Source organism: Streptomyces sp. NPDC048496 (assembly GCF_043200055.1).
In the GTDB taxonomy this organism is placed as follows: domain Bacteria; phylum Actinomycetota; class Actinomycetes; order Streptomycetales; family Streptomycetaceae; genus Streptomyces.
The window spans coordinates 146,442-163,928 of sequence record NZ_JBICXB010000002.1 but is presented as its reverse complement, the minus strand read 5'-3'; the positions used below and the strand labels follow the sequence as shown (position 1 = coordinate 163,928).

The window sequence follows — 17,487 nt, the reverse complement described above, 5'->3', positions numbered from 1 at the left end:
CAGGCGGTACCCCACGCCCCGGCGCCATTGATCCGACCGCGCCGTCCGCCCGTTCGCGCGGACCCGCCGCACGGCGGTCAGGTCACCGGCTGTTCGGTCCAGATGCACTTGCCGGTGGGGGTGTAGCGAGCACCCCAGCGGTGGGCGAGGGCGGCGACCAGTTGCAGACCGCGGCCGCCCTCGTCGGTCTCCGCCGCATTGCGGATGCGGGGTGTGGACAGGCTGCCGTCGGAGACCTCGCAGATCAGCCCCTCGGCGCGGAGCAGGCGGAGGGCGATGGGGCTTTTGCCGTACCGGACGGCGTTCCCGACCAGCTCGCTGACCAGGAGCTCGGCGGTCATGGCGAGCTCGTCGAGCTCCCAGCCCTCCAGCTGGTCCCGGACATGGTGACGTGCCTCGCTCGCGGCGATCGGACCGTCGGGAAGTGTCCAACTGGCAATGGATTCGGCCGGTATCGCAGAGGTGCGGGCGACGAGCAGTGCGGCGTCGTCCATGAGCTGGGTGCCCGGCAGCAGCTCGGCCACCACGTCGTCGCACAGCCGCTCCAGCCCGAGCGAACTGCCCGCGGCATCGTCCTCCCGTGCGGCGGCCGCCGCACTCGACAGCGCCTTGGTCAGGTGGAGCATGCCCCGGTCGATGTCGCGGGTGACGGATTCGATCAGTCCGTCCGTGTAGAGCACCAGCAGGCTGCCCCGGGGGAGAACGACCTCGGTGGTCTCGAACGGCGGGCGTGCGGTGCCCAGCGGCGGATCCGGCCGGTGGGCGAGGAACTCGGTGCTGCCGTCCGGGTACACGACAGCCGGCGGCGGGTGCCCGGCGGAGCCGAACCTGCAGGCGCAGGTGACAGGGTCGTACACCGCATACAGGCAGGTGGCGTAGAAGTCGTCGCCGAGGTCGTTCACCACCTGGTTGAGGCGGGTGAGGAGTTCGGAAGGCGGGAACTCCAGATCGGCGAGCGTGTGCACGGCCGTCCGCAGCCGCCCCATGGTGGCCGCCTCGGACAAGCCGTGTCCCATCACATCGCCGACGACCAGCGCCACCCGGGCGCCGGACAACGGAATCACGTCGTACCAGTCGCCCCCGACCTCGATGCCCTCGTTGGCAGGCACATAGCGGGCGGCGGTACTGACCGCGCACAGCGTCGGAAGCTCGCTCGGCAGCAGTCCCCGCTGGAGCTCCTGGGCCCTCATGTGCTCGGCGTCGAACAGCCGGGCGCGCTCGATGGCCTGCGCCATCAGCCCGCTGAGTGTGATGAGCAGAGCCCTTTCCTCTCCGCCGAGACGCCGCGGCTCGGTGAAGGAGACGACGCAGCAGCCGACGGCGCGGCCGGAGGCGATCAGTGGCAGGAACGCCCAGGATGCCTTCCGGGACGCGGCCGGGCGGTCTGCCATCCGGGGGTAACGCTCGACGTACTCCTCCACCGAGTCGATGAAGGTGGCCGTTCGCGTGCGGTACACCTCGTCGAGCGGGGACATGTCGCCGACCTGCATTCCTTCGATGTCGCGGAGGAACGTCTCCGGGTACCCGACCTGCCCGGCGACGGGCAGCGTCTCCCCTTCGACGAGATGGACGACGAGACCGGAGGCACCGAACGGCGCCATGATCCGCTCGGCGGCGGCGTTCACGACGTCCTGCACCGTGAGGGCCTCGGCGAGGGCGCCGGCCAGTGCGGTGATGCGGGCGTTGCGGTTGGCCGTGACGCGTTCCGCGGCGACGGACTCGGCCTCACGCGACCGCGTCTCGGTGACATCGGTGGCGTGCACCGTCAGGCCGTCCGGTACCGGGACCAGCCGCATCTGGTACTGACGCCGGTTGGTGGGCCACCGCACCGTGAAGCCGACCGGGGTGCCGCGGTCGACGGCCCGCTGGTACGACGCATGCAGGCCGAGTCCCACGGCGTCGATGCCGGTCTCGGCGAAGACGTCCCACAGGTTCTGGCCGAGGAGTTCCTGCGAGGCGCCGAGGAGCCGCTCCGCTTCCATGTTGAGGAAGGTGATCCGCCACTCGCTGTCGACCGCGAAGAACGCATCGCTCATGTGCCGCAGCGCGCGGCTGACCGAGTCCCGGGCGATCCGGTTCTCGGTGGTGTCCCACATGGTGCCGACCATGCGGCCGGGCCGGCCGTCCTCCCCCGGCAGGACCCTGCACCGCGCGCTGACCCATCGCGTGGTCCCGTCCGGGCAGCGGATCCGGTACTCCACGACGGACACCCCGTGGTTACGGATCGCCTGCTCGATCTCGACCAGGAGCCACGGCAGGTCATCGGGGTGGACCAGCCCGCTCCAGGTGTCGAAGCGCTGGTTCGTGGACTGCCCGGCCATACCGAGGATGGCGAGCGTCGACTCGTCCCACAGCTGCTCCCCGGTGGCCAGGTCCCATTCCCAGGAACCGACCTTGATCGCTTCCAGCGCCTGGCGGAGCCTGGTGACGGGTGGCTCCTTCCCCAGCCGCCCGGGGTCGGTCCTGGCCCAGCCCATCGAGGGCTCCCGCAGCCGCAGGGCGGCCCAGGCGGCGAGCGTCTCGACGGCGGACCGCTGCTGCGGCGTGGGCCGCCCCTCGCCGACGGTGAGCACGGACAGCGCGCCCACGACTCCGTCCGGCGTGAGGAGCGGAACGGCCAGCAGCCCGCTGCCTGTGGGCAGCGCGGAGGGCGCCGACCAGGGGGCTGCGTGGGGGTGGTGGCCGGGGGGGCTGTCGGGGCCCCGGCCGCCGTGCCGTGCGCCGCCGCCCGTACCGCCGTCTCCGGTGCGTTCTGTGCCGCCCCCTGTGCTGCGCTCGGCCACGGAGGCATGGGGGAGGCTCTGCCCGCCCGGAGCGGACATCCATACCGAGGCGCCACCGGCCACCGCGCGCGCCGGCGCGGTGTCGCCGTCCACCGCGATCTCTTCCCAGTCCTGGGCCACGGTGCGGACGATCCCGCTGGCCGCCATCAGCAGCAGCCGGCCCCCGGGGCCCCTCACATGGACCATTCCGCCCAGTCCGTCGGCCTCCGTCACCGCGTGGTCCAGGGTGAAACCGAGCAGATCGACTCCTCCCAGCCCACCCCCCGCTTCGATGATCATCCGAAGCCTTGCCGCACCGGCCTCGTCCATCAGGAGCCGCTCAGCCATCGCTCGCTCCCTTCCGCGAGCCCGCGCAGAACACAGGGCACCCGGAATGAGTGATATTGCCCTTTTAAGTGTACGTACGGGTGTGGAAGAGCGAATATGCAGGCGCCTGCCGCGGGACTTGCTACGCGGCGTCCACCACTGCCGTGCAGCCGAGCTTGTCGACCGCCTGGCCGTAGGTGCAGGCCGTCGCGTCGCAGGAGACCTTCTCGGCGCCCGAACATGCCGCGCAGACCCTCTTCAGGTCGGCGTAAAAAGCGCTGGCGATACGGGCCTTGTCGGCGCTGAAGGTGCCGGCCGCTTTGTCGTTCCGGTAGCCGAGGTCGTGGCGGACACAGGAGTTGACGAAGGGGAAGCCGAAGAGGTTGTCCGGCGAGCTGGGGCAGTAGTCGGTCGACCAGTCGGATCCGTACGCACTCCATGCGCTCTGGTTGCCTCTGGCCGCGAAGAACGCGTTGTAGCTGCTTGCGCTCGTCTGGGTCCAGTTGCTGAGGACCTGGGGTTTGTCGGCGGGCGCGGCGGCGGTGACGCATGAATGACCACGGGGCGCGGAGTTACGCGCGAAGGAACGCCAGCACCGCCAGCACCCTGCGGTGTGTCTCGTCGGCTGGCGGCAGGTCCAGCTTGGCGAGGATGTTGCCGATGTGCTTGCCGACCGCGGCTTCGGAGACCACCAGGTCGCGGGCGATCGCGCCGTTCGACCTGCCCTGGGCGACCAGGGCGAGCACTACCCGTTCGCGGGCGGTGAGCCGCTCCAGCGGATCGCGGCGGCGGCGCAGGAGTTGGCGTACGACCTCCGGGTCGACGACGGTGCCGCCGTCGGCGACCTCCCGCAGGGCGTCGATGAACTCCTCGATCTAGCCAACCCGGTCCTTGAGCAGACAGCCGACACCGGATCCGTCGCCGGAGTCGAGGAGTTCGGCCGCGTACGTCCGCTGCACGTCCTGGCTGAGCACCAGGACCGGCAAAGTTGGCTACCTCTCGCGGAGCACGGCGTCGGGAGCCCACTCCCTGTCGTGGGGCAGGCCGTAAGGGCTACACCGCGGCAGCGACCAGCAGCGCGAATGCCGCGGCCGAGAGCACGGTGCGGATCCGGTGGAGGGCGGTCCAGCGGGGCTCGAATGCCTGGCGGGCCGCGCTGTCGTCGCCGCCCTCGGCCGCCGCGAGCGCCGAGTTGAGCGGGATGTTGCCGCTCACGGTGACAAGGTGGCTGAGCGCCGCGCAGACCAGCCCGCCTGCGACGAGTGCCCGCTCGGCGGAGGTCCGGCCGTCGACGGGGACAACGAGCGCGGCGACCGGGAAGGCGATTACCCCGAGGAAGAGGACGAGGAACACCGGCCCCGGCACCTTCTCGTTGAACCGGCGCATCGCGGCGGTGAACTGGTCGTCCGGCAACAGCTTCAGGCCGGGCATGATCCCGGTCGTGAAGGACACCAGGAAGCCGGCGTAGAGACCGGTGGTGACGGCGGCGAGCGCAAGCAGAAGAGAGGCCATGGCGCACATCATGGCTCGGCCGGGCGGGCCGCGCTGCACCATTTCACCAAGGCGCCGCTGCCCGGCCCGCCCCGTCCCCGTCCGCTCCTGCTTCACTTGACCGAATCCGGTGCCCCTGGCCGGGTCAGCCCATCTCGCCCTCCTGCTCGCCCCCGCCGCCGGGGCCCCTGTCGTCGCCCCGGAGCCGGTCGGCCTGAGCGATCGCCGTCGCCAGCTTCCGTACCGAAGTGTCCTCCGTGCCGGCCGCCAACGCCGCCGCCCGGGTGGAGAGTTCACCGAGCCCCGGCTTACCCGGCAGGGTGCCGCCGCGCAGTTCCTCCGCGAAGTACGCCGCCACCGCGGCCACCTGGAGCCGCTTGTTGCCGTCGTCGCCCCACAGGCTGCCGTCGATCGCGCCGGTCTCGACCGTGCCCGACTGCTCGTGCGGCGCCCGTGTCTTCGGGTCCAGCCAGCGCACCGTCGCGGTCGCCACATGTCCGGCGGCGCCGTCCCGGAGCCGTACGGCATAGAGCGCGGTCACCGTGTGTCCGGGGCCGACCTCGCCACCGTCCACGCTGTCGTCGCGGAAGTCGTCGTCGGCGACCTTGCGGTTCTCGTACCCGATGAGCTTGAACTGCTTGACGTTCTTCGGGTCGAAGGCGACCTGCGCCTTGGCGTCGCGGGCCCGCAGTTCGATGTGGGCGGGAAGCTGGTCGACGAAGACCTTGCGGGCCTGGGTCTCGTCGCCGATGTAGGTGGTGTGGCCGTCGCCCCTGTCGGTGAGGCGTTCCATCAGCGCGTCCCCGTAGTCGCTGCCGACGCCGACGCCGAAGAGGAACATCAACGTCAGGACACGATGTCCTTACGACTGAACCCGCGGAACGCGCAAGCGAAAAGGATCAGGGCGTACGTCACCGAGATCGCCGCCCCCTTCGCCATGCCACCCCACTCCAGGTTCGGCTGGAGCGCGTCCGCCCAGGCGAACTGCCAGTGCGCGGGCAGGAAGTCGCGCCAGGAGCCGAGCGCGGTGACGGCGTCCAGCACATTGCCGACGATGGTCAGCCCGACCGCGCCGCCGACCGCGCCCAGCGGGGCGTCGGTCTTCGTCGACAGCCAGAACGCCAGCCCGGCGGTGACCAGTTGGGAGACGAAGATGAAGGCGACGACGAGGGCGAGCCGCGGCACGGTGTCGCCGGTCGCGAGCGCACCACCGGTGGGGAGTTCGAGCGGCCCCCAGCCGTATGCCGCCGCTCCAGCGGCCAGTGCGACGAGCGGCAGCAGAACCATCGCGGCCAGGCTGAAGCCGAGTGCCACGACGAGTTTGCTCCACAGCAGCCTGGCCCGGGGCACGGGCGCGGCGAGCAGGTAGCGCAGCGAGGACCAGCCGGCCTCCGAGGCGACGGTGTCCCCGCAGAACAGTGCCACCGGCACCACGAGCAGGAATCCGGCCGAGACGAACAGGCAGGTCGCGGCGAAGTTCGCGGCGGACGCGGTCGCGGTGTCCATCAGGGTGATCCGGTCGCCGCCGCCCCGGGAGCTCGGGGTGCCGCCGATCGCGAAGGCGGTGATCAGGATGAACGGCAGCGCCGCCAGCACCCCGCCCATCAGCAGAGTGCGCCGCCTGCGCAGCTGCCGAACCGCCTCGACACGCAGCGGCAGGGTGCGCCGGGCCAGGTAGCCGGGCGCCTCGGCGGCGTGGGTGACATCGACTGCGGCACTCATGCGGAGCCTCCGGAGATCAGAGTGAGGAACGCGTCCTCCAGGCGACGGTGCGGCCCGACACCCGTCAACGGCACGTCCAGCCGGACCAGTTCGGCGATCAGCCGGGAGGAGTTCGCGCCGTCGAGCCGGACGAGCAGGCCCAGCCCGTCGTCCGTACGGACGGCCGAGCCGATCCCGGGAAGCGCGGCGATCTTCTCCACCAGCGGTTCGGCGATCTCCTCGGCGGTGGCGACGAGCAGCATGTCGCCCGAGCCGGTGATCTCGGCGACCGGTCCGGCCTGGACGAGCCGGCCGCGGTCCATGACCACCAGGTGGGTGCAGGACTGCTCGACCTCGGAGAGGAGATGGCTGGAGACGATGACGGTCCGGCCCCCGGCCGCGTAACGGATCATCACATCCCGCATCTCGCGGATCTGGGGCGGGTCGAGCCCGTTGGTCGGCTCGTCGAGGATGAGCAGGTCCGGCATGCCGAGCATGGCCTGGGCGATCGCGAGCCGCTGTCGCATGCCCTGGGAGTACGTACGCACGGCGCGGGCCAGCGCGTCACCGAGCCCGGCGATCTCCAGGGCCTCCTCGATGTGCGAGTCCCCGGCGGGGCGTCCGGTGGCCTGCCAGTACAGCTCCAGGTTGGCGCGCCCGGACAGGTGCGGCAGGAATCCGGCGCCCTCGACGAACGAGCCGACCCGGGACAGTACGGGCGCGCCCGGCCGGATGGCATTCCCGAAGACGCGGATCTCGCCGTCGTCGGGCGTGATGAGCCCCATCAGCATGCGGAGCGTGGTGGTCTTGCCCGCGCCGTTGGGCCCGAGGAGTCCGAGGACCTGGCCCTTCTCCACGCGGAAGGAGAGGTCCTGCACGGCGAATGGGGTCTCCCCTGCTCGAACGAAGTTGAGAGCTCGGGGAAGGCCGGCGGACTTGGCGTACTTCTTCGACAGTCCGGTGATCTGGAGGGGGACCTCGGCGAGCACCGGGTCGGGGGCGGGGGTCGCGGTACGCCGCCGTGCGGTGAGCAGCAGTGCGAGAGCGATGACGGCGGCCGCCGCCGGGAGCCCCCAGGTCCACCACGGCAGGGCGGCCGATGCCGTCTTCACCGCGGGGGCGGTGGGGACGGTCAGCGGGCCGTCGAGGGAGACGCTGTACGTGGTCGGCTCGGCCGGTGAGGCGTAGCCGAGGTCCGTGGCGGAGAGGACGAGCCGGAGCCGGTGTCCGGCGTCGATTGCGTGGTCGACGGCGGGCAGGGTCAGCTCGACGGTCTTGTTCTGCCGCTCCGGTGTGATCCGGTAGGGGGCGACGAGCTGGGCGGGCAGCACCTGCTGCTTCCCGTCCGGCGAGACGTCGTACACCTTGCCGAACAGGACCGCGTCGCCCTGCCCGGCCGTCACCTTCACCCGGACGGTGGGCGATCCGGTGACGCGCATCGAGGTGTCGAGCGGTGCGGAGTCGAAGCGGGCGTACTGGCCGGGGACGTCGATCGACAGACCGACGCCCAGGGACGAGAGCTGGGCGATGCCGCCGCCGACGCCCGGGACGGCGGAGATGGCGGGCGGGTTGGCACCGGCAGGGTTGTGGAAGGTCTGCGTCCGACGGTCCGCGGATCCGCCGCTCCGCCCGCCACTCGCCGGTGTAACTGCGCCCGCGCCCATGATGCCCGGCCCGCCGCTCGCCGCGGTCAGCGCGATCTCCCGGTCGCCGCTGGACAGCCCGGGATACGTGTCGCTGCTCGCCCCGCGCCGGAGCACCGCTCCGTCCGTGGAGTCGATGCCGCCGGTACGGGTGACGCGGAAGGCGGGTCCGGTGTCGGCTCCCTTGTCCTCCTTCAGATAGCGGTCGAACCAGGCCCCGATCCGGTTCTCGACCCGCCCGCTCTCCATGTCCCCGCCGTCGTGACCGCCCGCGATCCAGTCGACGGCGACGGGTGCGCCGTTCCCGCTGATGGTCCGCGCCATGGCATCGGCCTGGCCGAGCGGGAAGAGGGAGTCGGTCTGCCCCTGCACGATGAGCGCGGGCACCTTGATGCGGTCGCCGACGGCGCTCGGCGACCGCTCGCTGAGCAGCGCACGCGCGGCGGCGTCCGGCTTCCCGGAGACGGCGACCCGTTCGTACATGGCACAGAGCTGCTTCTCGAACTTCTCGCAACCACCGCCCGAGGTGACGAAGATCCCGGCCCAGAGCTTCTTGAAGACCCCGTCGGGGAAGAGTGCGTCAGCGAGGTTCCAGTACGTGATCACCGGCGCGATGGCATCGACACGCCGGTCGTACCCGGCGGCGAGGAGCGAGACCGCGCCACCGTACGAGGCGCCCGTGACGCCGACCCGCGGGTCGCCCTTCGCGTCCAGCTGCACCTCGGGCCGCCGGGCCAGCCAGTCGATCAGCCCGGACACGTCCTTGACCTCGCGGTCGGGCGCGTTGAGCGAGATCTCCCCGCCGGACTTCCCGAATCCGCGGGCCGACCAGGTCATGACGGCGTACCCGGCGCCGGCCAGCTCCTCCGCCTGCGCCCGCACATCGTCCTTGGAACCGCCGAAGCCGTGCCCGATCAACACGGCGGGCCGTCGCTCCGAACCGCCGGACGTGAAGTACGAGGTGGCGAGTGACACCCCGTCGATCCGCATCGTCCGGTCCTCGCGGTGCACGGCGGGCGCACGGTCGTCGGCCACCGCGGTCCAGGTACCGGCACCCGCGAGCACGACGAGCGCGGCCAGGGCCGCCGCCCACCGGCCGCGCTCACGGGTCCACCGGCGCCATCGGGAGTCAGGGGTCTGCATGTGTCGACCCTAAGCGCACGGCCCTCGCGCCCGGGCTGCCGCGAGGGGGAAGTGTCCGGCATTCTTCCGGCGTACGGCGCTCCCCCGCCTACTCCGTACGCGGTACACCCGCCCGACTCGCCCCCGCCCGGCCCCTTCCCCCCATTTCCTTCTTGGTTGGCCCCGCAGCGGGGCTCCCGAACCCGCGGCCCCGGTCGACGCCCCGTACCGCCGCCCCGGCATCGGCCGCGCCCCGACCGAGGCGCTGGCCGCCGTCGCCCGTCCGCTACCGGCGGCGCGCCCACGAGAAGATCGCATAAAGGGCGGCACCGGCCGGAATATGAAACTCCAGCGTTGCCTCCGGGGTCAGGACCACTGACAATTCGATCAGATTGAACATTCCTGGATCACCACCTTTATGGATTTTCCGATGTTCCGCGACTGCGGAATTCCCACTCCCCATGGGAGCCCGATGCGGCGGAACCCAGAAGGGCTCACAGGGGGGCTCACAACTCGCGCACTGGGCCCAACTAGCCCTGGAGCTCGGTATGCTGAGGTCCAGGGAGGCGGCATGGCGGAGACCCAGGACGTGATGCAGCGCGGAAATCCATGGCTGGAAAAGCTTGTGGCGGAATCAGGAATGAGCCACAAACGCCTCGCTCACCGGGTGAATGAGCTGTGCCTCGTCGACGGGAGGCCCAGCCACTACACGCACACCTCGGTGGCGAACTGGTGCCGGCGCGGAATGGTGCCGAAGTGGCCGATACCCCGGCTCATCTGTATGTCGCTTTCCGAGGCGCTGGGCAGGCCGATGACCCTGCAGGACATCGGCATGCAGGGCGCGGAGGGTGACGCCTCTCAGTTGGGCCTGGAGTTCGCCCGTCGCCAGGACGACGCGGTGACCGAAGCAGCATCGTATTGGAGTGCAGTGAACCGCCGTCAGTTTCTCGCGAGCCAGACGTTCGCACTGTCCGCCTTCGCCACCCCGGTCACCCGGTGGCTGATCGACCCGGCGGAGGAGACCCGGTCGCGCAGCCAGGGGCCCGTGGTGGTCGGTGAGCACATCAAGGAACTGCGGGAGGCGGCCGATGCCGCCCGGGTGTGGGACTCACGCTTCGGCGGTGCCAACTGGAAGTCCCGCTCACTCACCGAGTATCTGTACGAGCGGGTCGTCCCACTGCTCAAGGGCAGCTACTCGGAGAAGGTCGGCCAGGACCTCTTCGGGGTGACCGCGGAGATGGCCCGGCTGGCGGGCTGGACCGCGTTCGACGCCGGTCAGCAGCATCTCGCCCAACGCCACTTCATCCAGGCGCTGCGCCTCGCCCGCGCCGGGGGCGACGCCGACCTGGGCTCGTACATCCTCAGCACGATGGCGATGCAGACCCTGATGCGCGGCTTCACCTCCGAGGCGATCGACATGGCCCAGGGCGCGTTTCAGCGCGGCCGCGCGCTGGAGCCACGGGTGGCGGGGTTCGCCAAGCTGATCGAGGCCAGGGCCCATGCCCGCGCGGGCGACGCCCCGGCCGCGAGCGCCTGCCTCGCCCGCGCCCAGCAACTCCAGGAATGCGGCGCCGACGGCGAGGGTCCGGCCTGGATCGGCTTCTTCACCCAGTCCAGGATCATCACCGACGCCACCGAGATCTTCCGTGACCTCGGCAACCCCCGCGCCACCTTCGCCTGGCACGCCACCGGCGGCATGCCGGGCGACGCCTTCCTCCGCTCCCGCAGCGTCCGCCTCTCCGTCCTGGCATCCGCCCATGCCCAGCAGGGCGACCTGGACCAGAGCCTGCACCTGGGCCGTGAATCCCTCTCCCTGTTCACCCGGCTGGGCAGCGTCCGCGGCATGGAGTACCTGCAGGTCTACAGCCGCTCCCTGGCCCCCTGGCGCAGGGACCCGCAGGTGGTGGACTTCATGGCGGAGATCCGCAGATCGACCCGGTCACTGACGGCGGCCTGAGCACGTCACGGCCGGCCCTCCGGCCCGACCCGCATCGGCACGGGCACAGTGCCCGTCGGATACGGCGACTCGCACGGCAGAAGCGCCGTTGCCGCGTCGGTCCTCCCGGCGCGGACCAGTTCGTGGACCTGCCGGGCCAGCGGTGTGACGTCACGGATCGAAACCGTCCACTCATCGGCGTACCGCCGCGCCGCCTCGCCCGTGAGACCGAGTTGCAGGGAGCGGTGCGGGAGCGGATTGAGGTGGAGGTCGCGTTCGGGGTCCCACTGGACGCGGGCCGGGGACCGGCGCAGACTGCGCTGCCAGCTCGCACGGTCCGGGTGGACTCCCCTGACGTAGTAGGAGAGTTCGGCGTTGTCCAGCGCCCAGTCGAATGCCTTCGCGGCTGATCTCGACGGCCAGGACGGTCTCCTGGCCCTCCTTCGTGGCCCAGCCGCAGCGGTACATCATCCACAGGAAACTCGGCTTGATCCATGTCATGCGGTCGCGCTTCCAGGCGGTGGGGAAGCGTCCGTCACGGGCGGCGGGGAGGCCGATGAAGCGTGAGTAGGCCTGGTAGACGGTGATGGTGGTGTCCGTGTGCTGGGCGCGGATCTGGTGCTGCGGGGCGGCCGGTGCTGTCATGGCGTCATCACAGCACCGGCCGGTCCGGTTCGGCGAGCGGGTTTCCGTGGCTCAGGGCGCCGTGAACAGGGCCGGGAAGCGGGGTGCGAGCCAGGGCTTGCGGCCCCATGTCAGCACCCGGCCGCGGGCCATCGCCCCCCATGGATCGCACCGGCCGAGGGCGATCAGCAGGAAGGTGACCGGCTCGATGGAAATGGTGCAGTCGGGGCGGCGGAGCGGCTCGCGGCTGACGGCAACCGCACCGTCGGTGACGGCCACCCCGAAGCTGGAGCCGCCGCGCAGCCGGATCGTGTAGCGGGCGGTCAGGCCGGCGGCGACAGCGGAGACGACCCGCGGCATGACCGTGAGCATGAAGGGCATCGACAGCTCGACCCGGGTGCGGTCGAGCATGTGCGGACGGCCGAGCGCGCGGGCGAGATCGTAGCCGTGGCCGAGCATGTGGGTGAGCAGGTACGAGCCGAGCTCGGCGAGGTCCATCGAGCCCAGCGGCGTCTCCACCGGCTCGTCCGGTGCCCGCCATTCCGCGGCCCGGAGAAAGGCGGCCGCCTGCGCCGCGATCATTGCGGCCAGCGGATCCGCCCCACGCTCCTCGAATCCGGCGAGGGCGCGCTCGTTGGCCGCCGCCAGGCTCTGCGGCGTGCCGTCGCCGTAACCGCGCTCGTGGCCCGCGGCGACCTCCGCCATCAGCGCGTTGGCCTGCGCCAGATGGGCTGCTGCCTCACCGAGCGTCCACTCGGATCCGGGGACGGGCACGCTCGTGTCCGTGCGGCCGCGCAGCAGCGCCGCTATCTCCTCGGCGGTGTCGCGTATCGCCTCGGCGAGCCCTTCGGGAAGCGTGTCGTGCCGCTCCCGGGCAGGCGTGGGTTCCACGACTGTCTCCCCTCGTCCCTCTCCCCTGACCAGTCTCCGTGTTCGGGGCCCGGCGGACACGTGCAGAATGCCAGGTCGCGCGGGTCAGGTCAGCCCCTGGGCGGCATCGTGTCCGTCCCGTACGGCAACTCGGTCGGCAGCAGTGCCCTCGCGTCGTCGAGCCGGCCCGCCCGCACATGGCCGTGGATCTCCCGGGGCAGCCCGGAATGACATCGGCGCGCCTCGATCTGCGTGGGAACTCAGCCTTGGCGTCGCTTCACCGCCCTGAACACGGCGGACGGACGTGTGTGGCTCACTTCTGCTCGGCGTCGGGAGCCTGAGTGAGCCTCGTGCGGCACGACGCCCTGGCCAGGTCGACGAGCTGGCCGGCCAAACGTCCGGCCCGCCGAGGCTCCTGCCCGGTCCGAGGCATTCAGTCGGCCAGAGGCAAGGCGGCCGATATCTCGTTCCGCTCCTTGCGGCTGATCAGCGGGAAGATGATCTTCAGGCCTTGCTCTCTGTCCATCGAGGAGATGACGAAGGATGAGTTGAGCACCCGCTCCTTGATCTTCGAACGGACGAGACCGGCGCGCGGGATCGTCATCAGGTGTTCTTCTGGCCGGGCGAACGTCGGGTTCGCGCGGAAGATGAAGATGCGGCGGTCGGTCATCGCCAAGTACATGGGGGTCGGCGTCGGGATCACGGCCATTGCGCCGCCGCTCAGGATCGCGGAGGCTGCCGCGAATGCCGCCGTCCGCCGCACGGTGACGGAACTCAGGCCCACGATGGCCGTCACCTCAACCTGCTCCCCAGGCTCGAGCATGGGGTCGACGGCGGCCAAGAGGAGCCGACGGCGCTTTCTGTTCACGGGAGTACTCCTGAAAAGTCGGGCGTGAGCCGTACGGGACTGTCCCGTGTGGCTTGCGGCTGTCCGGCACCGCAGGGTCCCCGTGCCCGGAAAACGGCCGGGCCTCGGTCCCGCACGGTGCCCGGCCGGCGTGAGTCGTCGGCATACCTTGCCATACATGGTCAGGGATCCATGGACATGCCCCGAACACATGCCTGAAAGGGGTGGTGAACGTGGTGGTCGAGTGCGGCACGTCGCCCGGCAGCGCCTCGCGCCGCCGCCGACCGAGGTGTTCCCCTTCCTGCCTCCGAGGGGGAGTGGCACGAGTGAGAACATTCGGGTGAACGTACGGGCGTTCCTGCGGCAGCAGTCGGGCGGCGGAGCCCATGTCGCCACCGCTGACGAGGGCATGGATCTCGCGGGCGAGCGGGGTCACGACGCGGATGGCGGCCGTCCACTCGTCCGCGTAGCGTCGTACGGCCTCGCCAGAGAGGCCGAGTTGCAGGGAGCGGTACGGCAGGGGCTGCAGGCGCAGGTCTCGCTCGGGGTCCCACTGCACACGAGCGGGCGCCCGCTTCAACTGACGCTGCCAGGCGGCTCGGTCGGGGTGTACGCTGCGCGCCACGGCCAGCGCGGACGGCTCGGCGCTGGTTAAACCCGAACTCTCAGCAGCCATCGTGTGGGAGATCGCTACGACCACTCGGAGAGCTGGTGTCCAGAAGCGCAGGGCCGGCTGAGCGTGAGCAGAGGCGAGCCACGTGCTCTGGACGGGTGCTTAGAAAGCGCTCGGTTGCTGGGGGCGAGGTGGTCTCTGACCTGCGCATCTCGGCGTTGACGTTCTCTGCTCTCGCGAGCTTCGACATGTATTCGACAGGCCAAGTGATGACCACTTGCACCATCTGTACGTGAGCTGGCCCCGCACAAGACTGCTCGCCAGCGGGCGAGTTCTGTTTTCGTAAGACGAATATCGCAACCCGGGAACTAAGGTTCACTTCGCACAGCGGGATGTGCTGTAAAGATTTCATGACGCGCCGGGCTGCCCTGGGGAGGGCTCAGCACCGGCCGGTGCGCTGGGGGGCGACATGCTGGAAATGGTCAAGGGAGCCAACGTCGGGCTTGCTTCTCTGAGCGAGGACGTCGGCTCCGTCGTCCTGAGCCTTGCCTGGTGTAGTGCGACGGGGGACGGGGACGCAGATGTTTCCGTGCTGCTGTTGGACGCCGACGGGAAGGTGCGCAGCGACGCGGACTTCTTCTCCTACAACAACCCGGCCGCAGCTGATGGCAGTGTGCAGCTCCTGGGCAAGACACCGACCGCCGATGGGAGCGAGGATCGAATCAGCCTCGACCTGACTGCAATGCCGTCGGGCGTGGAGCGCGTTGTTGTGGCAGCGAGCCGTTACGACGATGCACGGTTCGGTGATCTGGACGATCTACGGATAGCGATCGCCGACCGTACGGGTGAGGCTCTCCTCGGGTTCTCCATCACCGGTGCCGGGGTGGAGAGTGCGTTCATCTTCGGGGAGCTGTACCGACGGGGCAAGGAATGGAAATTCCGCGCTGTCGGTCAGGGGTACGAAACCGGGCTGGCAGGTCTGGCTACGGACTTCGGTATCGATGTGGACAACGCCTCCGAGGAAGAGCCGGAGGAGCCCGTGGGGGGCACGGAGCCGTCCGCGGTGGTTGTCGAGGCTCCGGCCGAAAGTCCGGTGACCGTACCAGCACAGCCGACGGCGACTGAGGCGGCTGCCGCGAGGACCGAAGCTCCGATTGACGCTGTCGACGCCGGCGGCGACGACGGTGCCGACCGGGAGGTTGTCGAGCAAGAGCGGGCCGAGCTACGGAAGTTCATCAAGGGGCTGAGCCCGGACGATATCAAGTCGGGCGGCTGGTTCACCAAGCTCAGCGCTCAGGCCCTGAGCTCCTACACCGACAAGGTCGACTGGCAGTACTTCCAGGAGCGGTACGAGGGCGTACCCGCGGATGCCATCGTCGATCAGCGGATCAAGATGGCGGCTCGGTACGCCGCGCTCGAAGGCGGACTCTCCGCCGGGGCCTACACGGCGACCGTCGTCGCCACCCTCGGGAGCGCTGGTGGTGCCTCGCCGGCGACCGTCCCGGCCGCCGTCACGACCATGATGGTCGACGTCGCGTTCATCACCCGGCTCCAGCTCCGCCTGGCCTACGACGTCGCAGTCCTCTATCGGGTCCCGCTCGACCTGTCCGACCCCGAGGACATGTGGAAGCTCATCCGAGTGGCCTTCACGATCAAGAGCGGGGAAACGGTCCAGAAAGGTGTGACCAAGGCGGTCCCGGCCATCGTGCGGCCGCTGATCAAGCGCTTCTACTCCGGAGAGGTACTCACCGCCGCGAGGGCGCTCCCGGTCGTCGGGAAGCACCTCCTGCAGAAGAACGTCATCAAGATCGGTATCCCTCTGGTCGGCGTTCCCCTTGCGGTGGTGTTGAACCGCTATACGACGCTGCTCGCGGGGCGGCACGCGCAAGCCGTCTTCCGGAACGAGGCGCGGGTGATCGAAATCGCCGAGGATATGAGCAAGCGGAGTCAGCACCCGCAGTTGATGCTGTGGGTCGCGTGGCTCGTCATTAAGGCGAACCATAAGATTGTCGACGATGAAGCGCTGTTGATTCGGCACCTGGTGAGGCTGGTCCGGGATCAGCATCAGGTGGTCGATAGACAGCTCGCTCACCTTGTTGATATCGACCGCGCCGAGGTGTGGCGACGCCTAGACGCCGAGCCAGGGGATCTGAGCGACATCCTCGACGTGGCCAACCGGGTGGCCACTGTGGACGGTGCCGTCAACGCGCTCGAGAGAGCCGTCATCTCCGAGCTTCGAGATCGCTGCCGCCGAGGCTGACGCCGTCATGCGCTACCTCCCACAATGGCGAAGATCTGACGCGTGAGTCGTGGCCTGCTGGCAGTCCCGCGGCTTGATTCGGAGGTTCGCACATGTGCAACGAGCCGAGCAGATAGGCCGTCAGGCGGTCGTCTACGGCTACCTAGAACCTTCGCTATCTTCGAACGTGCTGGTCGGAGGGGCTCGCGTGACGCTCGGGTCGGTGCGGAGCTTGGTGAGGACGCGCCACGCCTTCAGGTTCGCGAAGCCGTGTTCGACGGGGGCTCGTCCGGCGGCCAGGACGCGGTTGGCCTGCTTCTGACCCGGGGTGAGCTTGCGGGCGCGGGTGGCCTTGAAGCCGGTGACGTTCTTGGTCTCTGGCCCAGTGGGCGCCGTTCCGATGGAGCGGATGATCGCCGAGGCGGTCGGTTCCGGGAGAACCGCAGTCGGCACGCGATGACAGGGTGAGGCCGAAGAGGGAGCCGCTGGTGCGGCTCCCTCTTTCCGTTGGGGCGGGCCGGACCCGGCCCGCCCCATGAGCGCGCACCGGCAACCACCGGTCCCTGAACCGGTGGTCAGCCCCGGATTCCGCCGGGCGACGATTACCTGCGAGGTAATTGAGGCGGTCGTGTGCCGGTCATTACCGTCCCCGTAGGGGCCTTCCCGCTGCGGCCGCGCGGGTGAATGCCCCGGCACCCTCTTCTCCGATCTCCCCTCCGGTCCGCCGAGCGGCATCGCGCTCGAATCGTTCCCGCCGGCGAACACCGGGACCCGGGTCCCGCCCGGTTCGCCCACGCCGGCGTTCCCCGATGCCGGGGGCACCTCCGGCCCCACCCGGCACACAGCTAACGGATCAGCAACACGTTAAGGAAAGGAAGACCTCATGATGTCGTCCCAGAACGCGGGTACGGTCACGGCGGCAGGCGCCACCCGCTCCGACAGCCTGCTCCGGTTCGCCCTCCTGGCGGACGTCGCCCTCACCGGTGCGAACGGCATCGGATACCTCGTACTCGCCACGGTCCTGGACTCGTTCCTCGGCGTGCACCTCTCGGTGCAGTACCCGGTGGGCGTGTTCCTCACCGTGTACGCCCTGTGGGTGCTGGTCGTCTCCCGCCAGGAGAACATCAGCCGCGGCTCGGTCGCCGTCATCATCACCCTGAATATGGCCTGGGCCGTGGCGAGCATCGCGACGGTCGCCGTGGACGCGCTGAGCGCGACGGGGATCGGCAACGGGTGGATCGTGTTCCAGGGCCTGGTGGTGGCGGCCATGGGTGCGCTCCAGTACGTGGGCCTGCGGCGCTTGTGAGAGCAC

At 70.0% G+C, this 17,487-nt stretch carries 10 protein-coding genes and 5 pseudogenes; 3 read left to right on the top strand and 12 right to left on the bottom strand.

Features of this window, described 5'->3' with window-relative positions:
- Window positions 1-77: 77 nt before the first annotated feature.
- From ACGFSA_RS02975 to ACGFSA_RS02945, 7 genes and pseudogenes are all read right to left on the bottom strand, one after another.
- Entirely contained in the window at window positions 78-3,110 is a 3,033-nt protein-coding gene (locus tag ACGFSA_RS02975; RefSeq protein ID WP_393298778.1) for a SpoIIE family protein phosphatase, read from the bottom strand.
- Between the two features lie 121 nt (window positions 3,111-3,231).
- A pseudogene (locus ACGFSA_RS02970) lies at window positions 3,232-3,630 on the bottom strand (phospholipase); the annotation flags it as partial.
- A gap of 31 nt (window positions 3,631-3,661) precedes the next feature.
- Window positions 3,662-4,081 (bottom strand): annotated as a pseudogene (locus tag ACGFSA_RS02965) (response regulator transcription factor); the annotation flags it as partial.
- A 61-nt stretch (window positions 4,082-4,142) separates the two neighbouring features.
- Window positions 4,143-4,601 carry a DUF1772 domain-containing protein gene (locus tag ACGFSA_RS02960; protein WP_393298775.1) on the bottom strand — a complete coding sequence of 153 codons (459 nt, stop codon included), beginning with the start codon at window positions 4,599-4,601 and terminating at the stop codon, window positions 4,143-4,145.
- A 124-nt stretch (window positions 4,602-4,725) separates the two neighbouring features.
- Window positions 4,726-5,415: pseudogene (locus ACGFSA_RS02955) on the bottom strand (YfbK domain-containing protein); the annotation flags it as partial.
- A gap of 11 nt (window positions 5,416-5,426) precedes the next feature.
- Window positions 5,427-6,302 carry an ABC transporter permease gene (locus tag ACGFSA_RS02950; RefSeq protein WP_393298772.1) on the bottom strand — a complete coding sequence of 292 codons (876 nt, stop codon included), beginning with the start codon at window positions 6,300-6,302 and terminating at the stop codon, window positions 5,427-5,429.
- Window positions 6,299-9,067 carry an alpha/beta fold hydrolase gene (locus ACGFSA_RS02945; protein ID WP_393298769.1) on the bottom strand — a complete coding sequence of 923 codons (2,769 nt, stop codon included), beginning with the start codon at window positions 9,065-9,067 and terminating at the stop codon, window positions 6,299-6,301. The genes ACGFSA_RS02950 and ACGFSA_RS02945 overlap by 4 nt, the downstream gene beginning before the upstream one ends.
- Before the next feature lie 550 nt (window positions 9,068-9,617).
- Here ACGFSA_RS02945 and ACGFSA_RS02940 point away from each other — a divergent pair.
- Window positions 9,618-11,003: a sporulation protein gene (locus tag ACGFSA_RS02940; protein ID WP_393298766.1), complete on the top strand. Its 1,386-nt coding sequence runs from the start codon at window positions 9,618-9,620 to the stop codon at window positions 11,001-11,003.
- Between the two features lie 5 nt (window positions 11,004-11,008).
- On the opposite strand, the pseudogene ACGFSA_RS02935 reads toward ACGFSA_RS02940, so the two are convergent.
- The 4 genes and pseudogenes from ACGFSA_RS02935 to ACGFSA_RS02920 all read right to left on the bottom strand — a co-directional run.
- Window positions 11,009-11,627: pseudogene (locus ACGFSA_RS02935) on the bottom strand (DUF4291 domain-containing protein).
- A 51-nt stretch (window positions 11,628-11,678) separates the two neighbouring features.
- Window positions 11,679-12,497 carry a maleylpyruvate isomerase family mycothiol-dependent enzyme gene (locus ACGFSA_RS02930; protein WP_393298763.1) on the bottom strand — a complete coding sequence of 273 codons (819 nt, stop codon included), beginning with the start codon at window positions 12,495-12,497 and terminating at the stop codon, window positions 11,679-11,681.
- A 412-nt stretch (window positions 12,498-12,909) separates the two neighbouring features.
- Entirely contained in the window at window positions 12,910-13,344 is a 435-nt protein-coding gene (locus ACGFSA_RS02925) for a hypothetical protein (RefSeq protein WP_037694139.1), read from the bottom strand.
- Window positions 13,345-13,669: 325 nt separating this feature from the next.
- Window positions 13,670-13,942 (bottom strand): annotated as a pseudogene (locus ACGFSA_RS02920) (DUF4291 family protein); the annotation flags it as partial.
- A gap of 472 nt (window positions 13,943-14,414) precedes the next feature.
- Between ACGFSA_RS02920 and ACGFSA_RS02915 the strand changes: the two are divergent.
- Window positions 14,415-16,196 (top strand): TerD family protein, encoded by a 1,782-nt coding sequence (locus ACGFSA_RS02915; RefSeq protein WP_393299451.1) that lies wholly within the window; start codon window positions 14,415-14,417, stop codon window positions 16,194-16,196.
- A gap of 138 nt (window positions 16,197-16,334) precedes the next feature.
- On the opposite strand, the gene ACGFSA_RS02910 is transcribed toward ACGFSA_RS02915, so the two are convergent.
- Window positions 16,335-16,628 carry a hypothetical protein gene (locus ACGFSA_RS02910; protein ID WP_393298760.1) on the bottom strand — a complete coding sequence of 98 codons (294 nt, stop codon included), beginning with the start codon at window positions 16,626-16,628 and terminating at the stop codon, window positions 16,335-16,337.
- Between the two features lie 430 nt (window positions 16,629-17,058).
- Here ACGFSA_RS02910 and ACGFSA_RS02905 point away from each other — a divergent pair, with 430 nt between their 5' ends.
- Window positions 17,059-17,481, top strand: coding sequence for a hypothetical protein (locus ACGFSA_RS02905; RefSeq protein ID WP_393298757.1), 423 nt, complete (start codon window positions 17,059-17,061; stop codon window positions 17,479-17,481).
- Window positions 17,482-17,487: the final 6 nt, after the last annotated feature.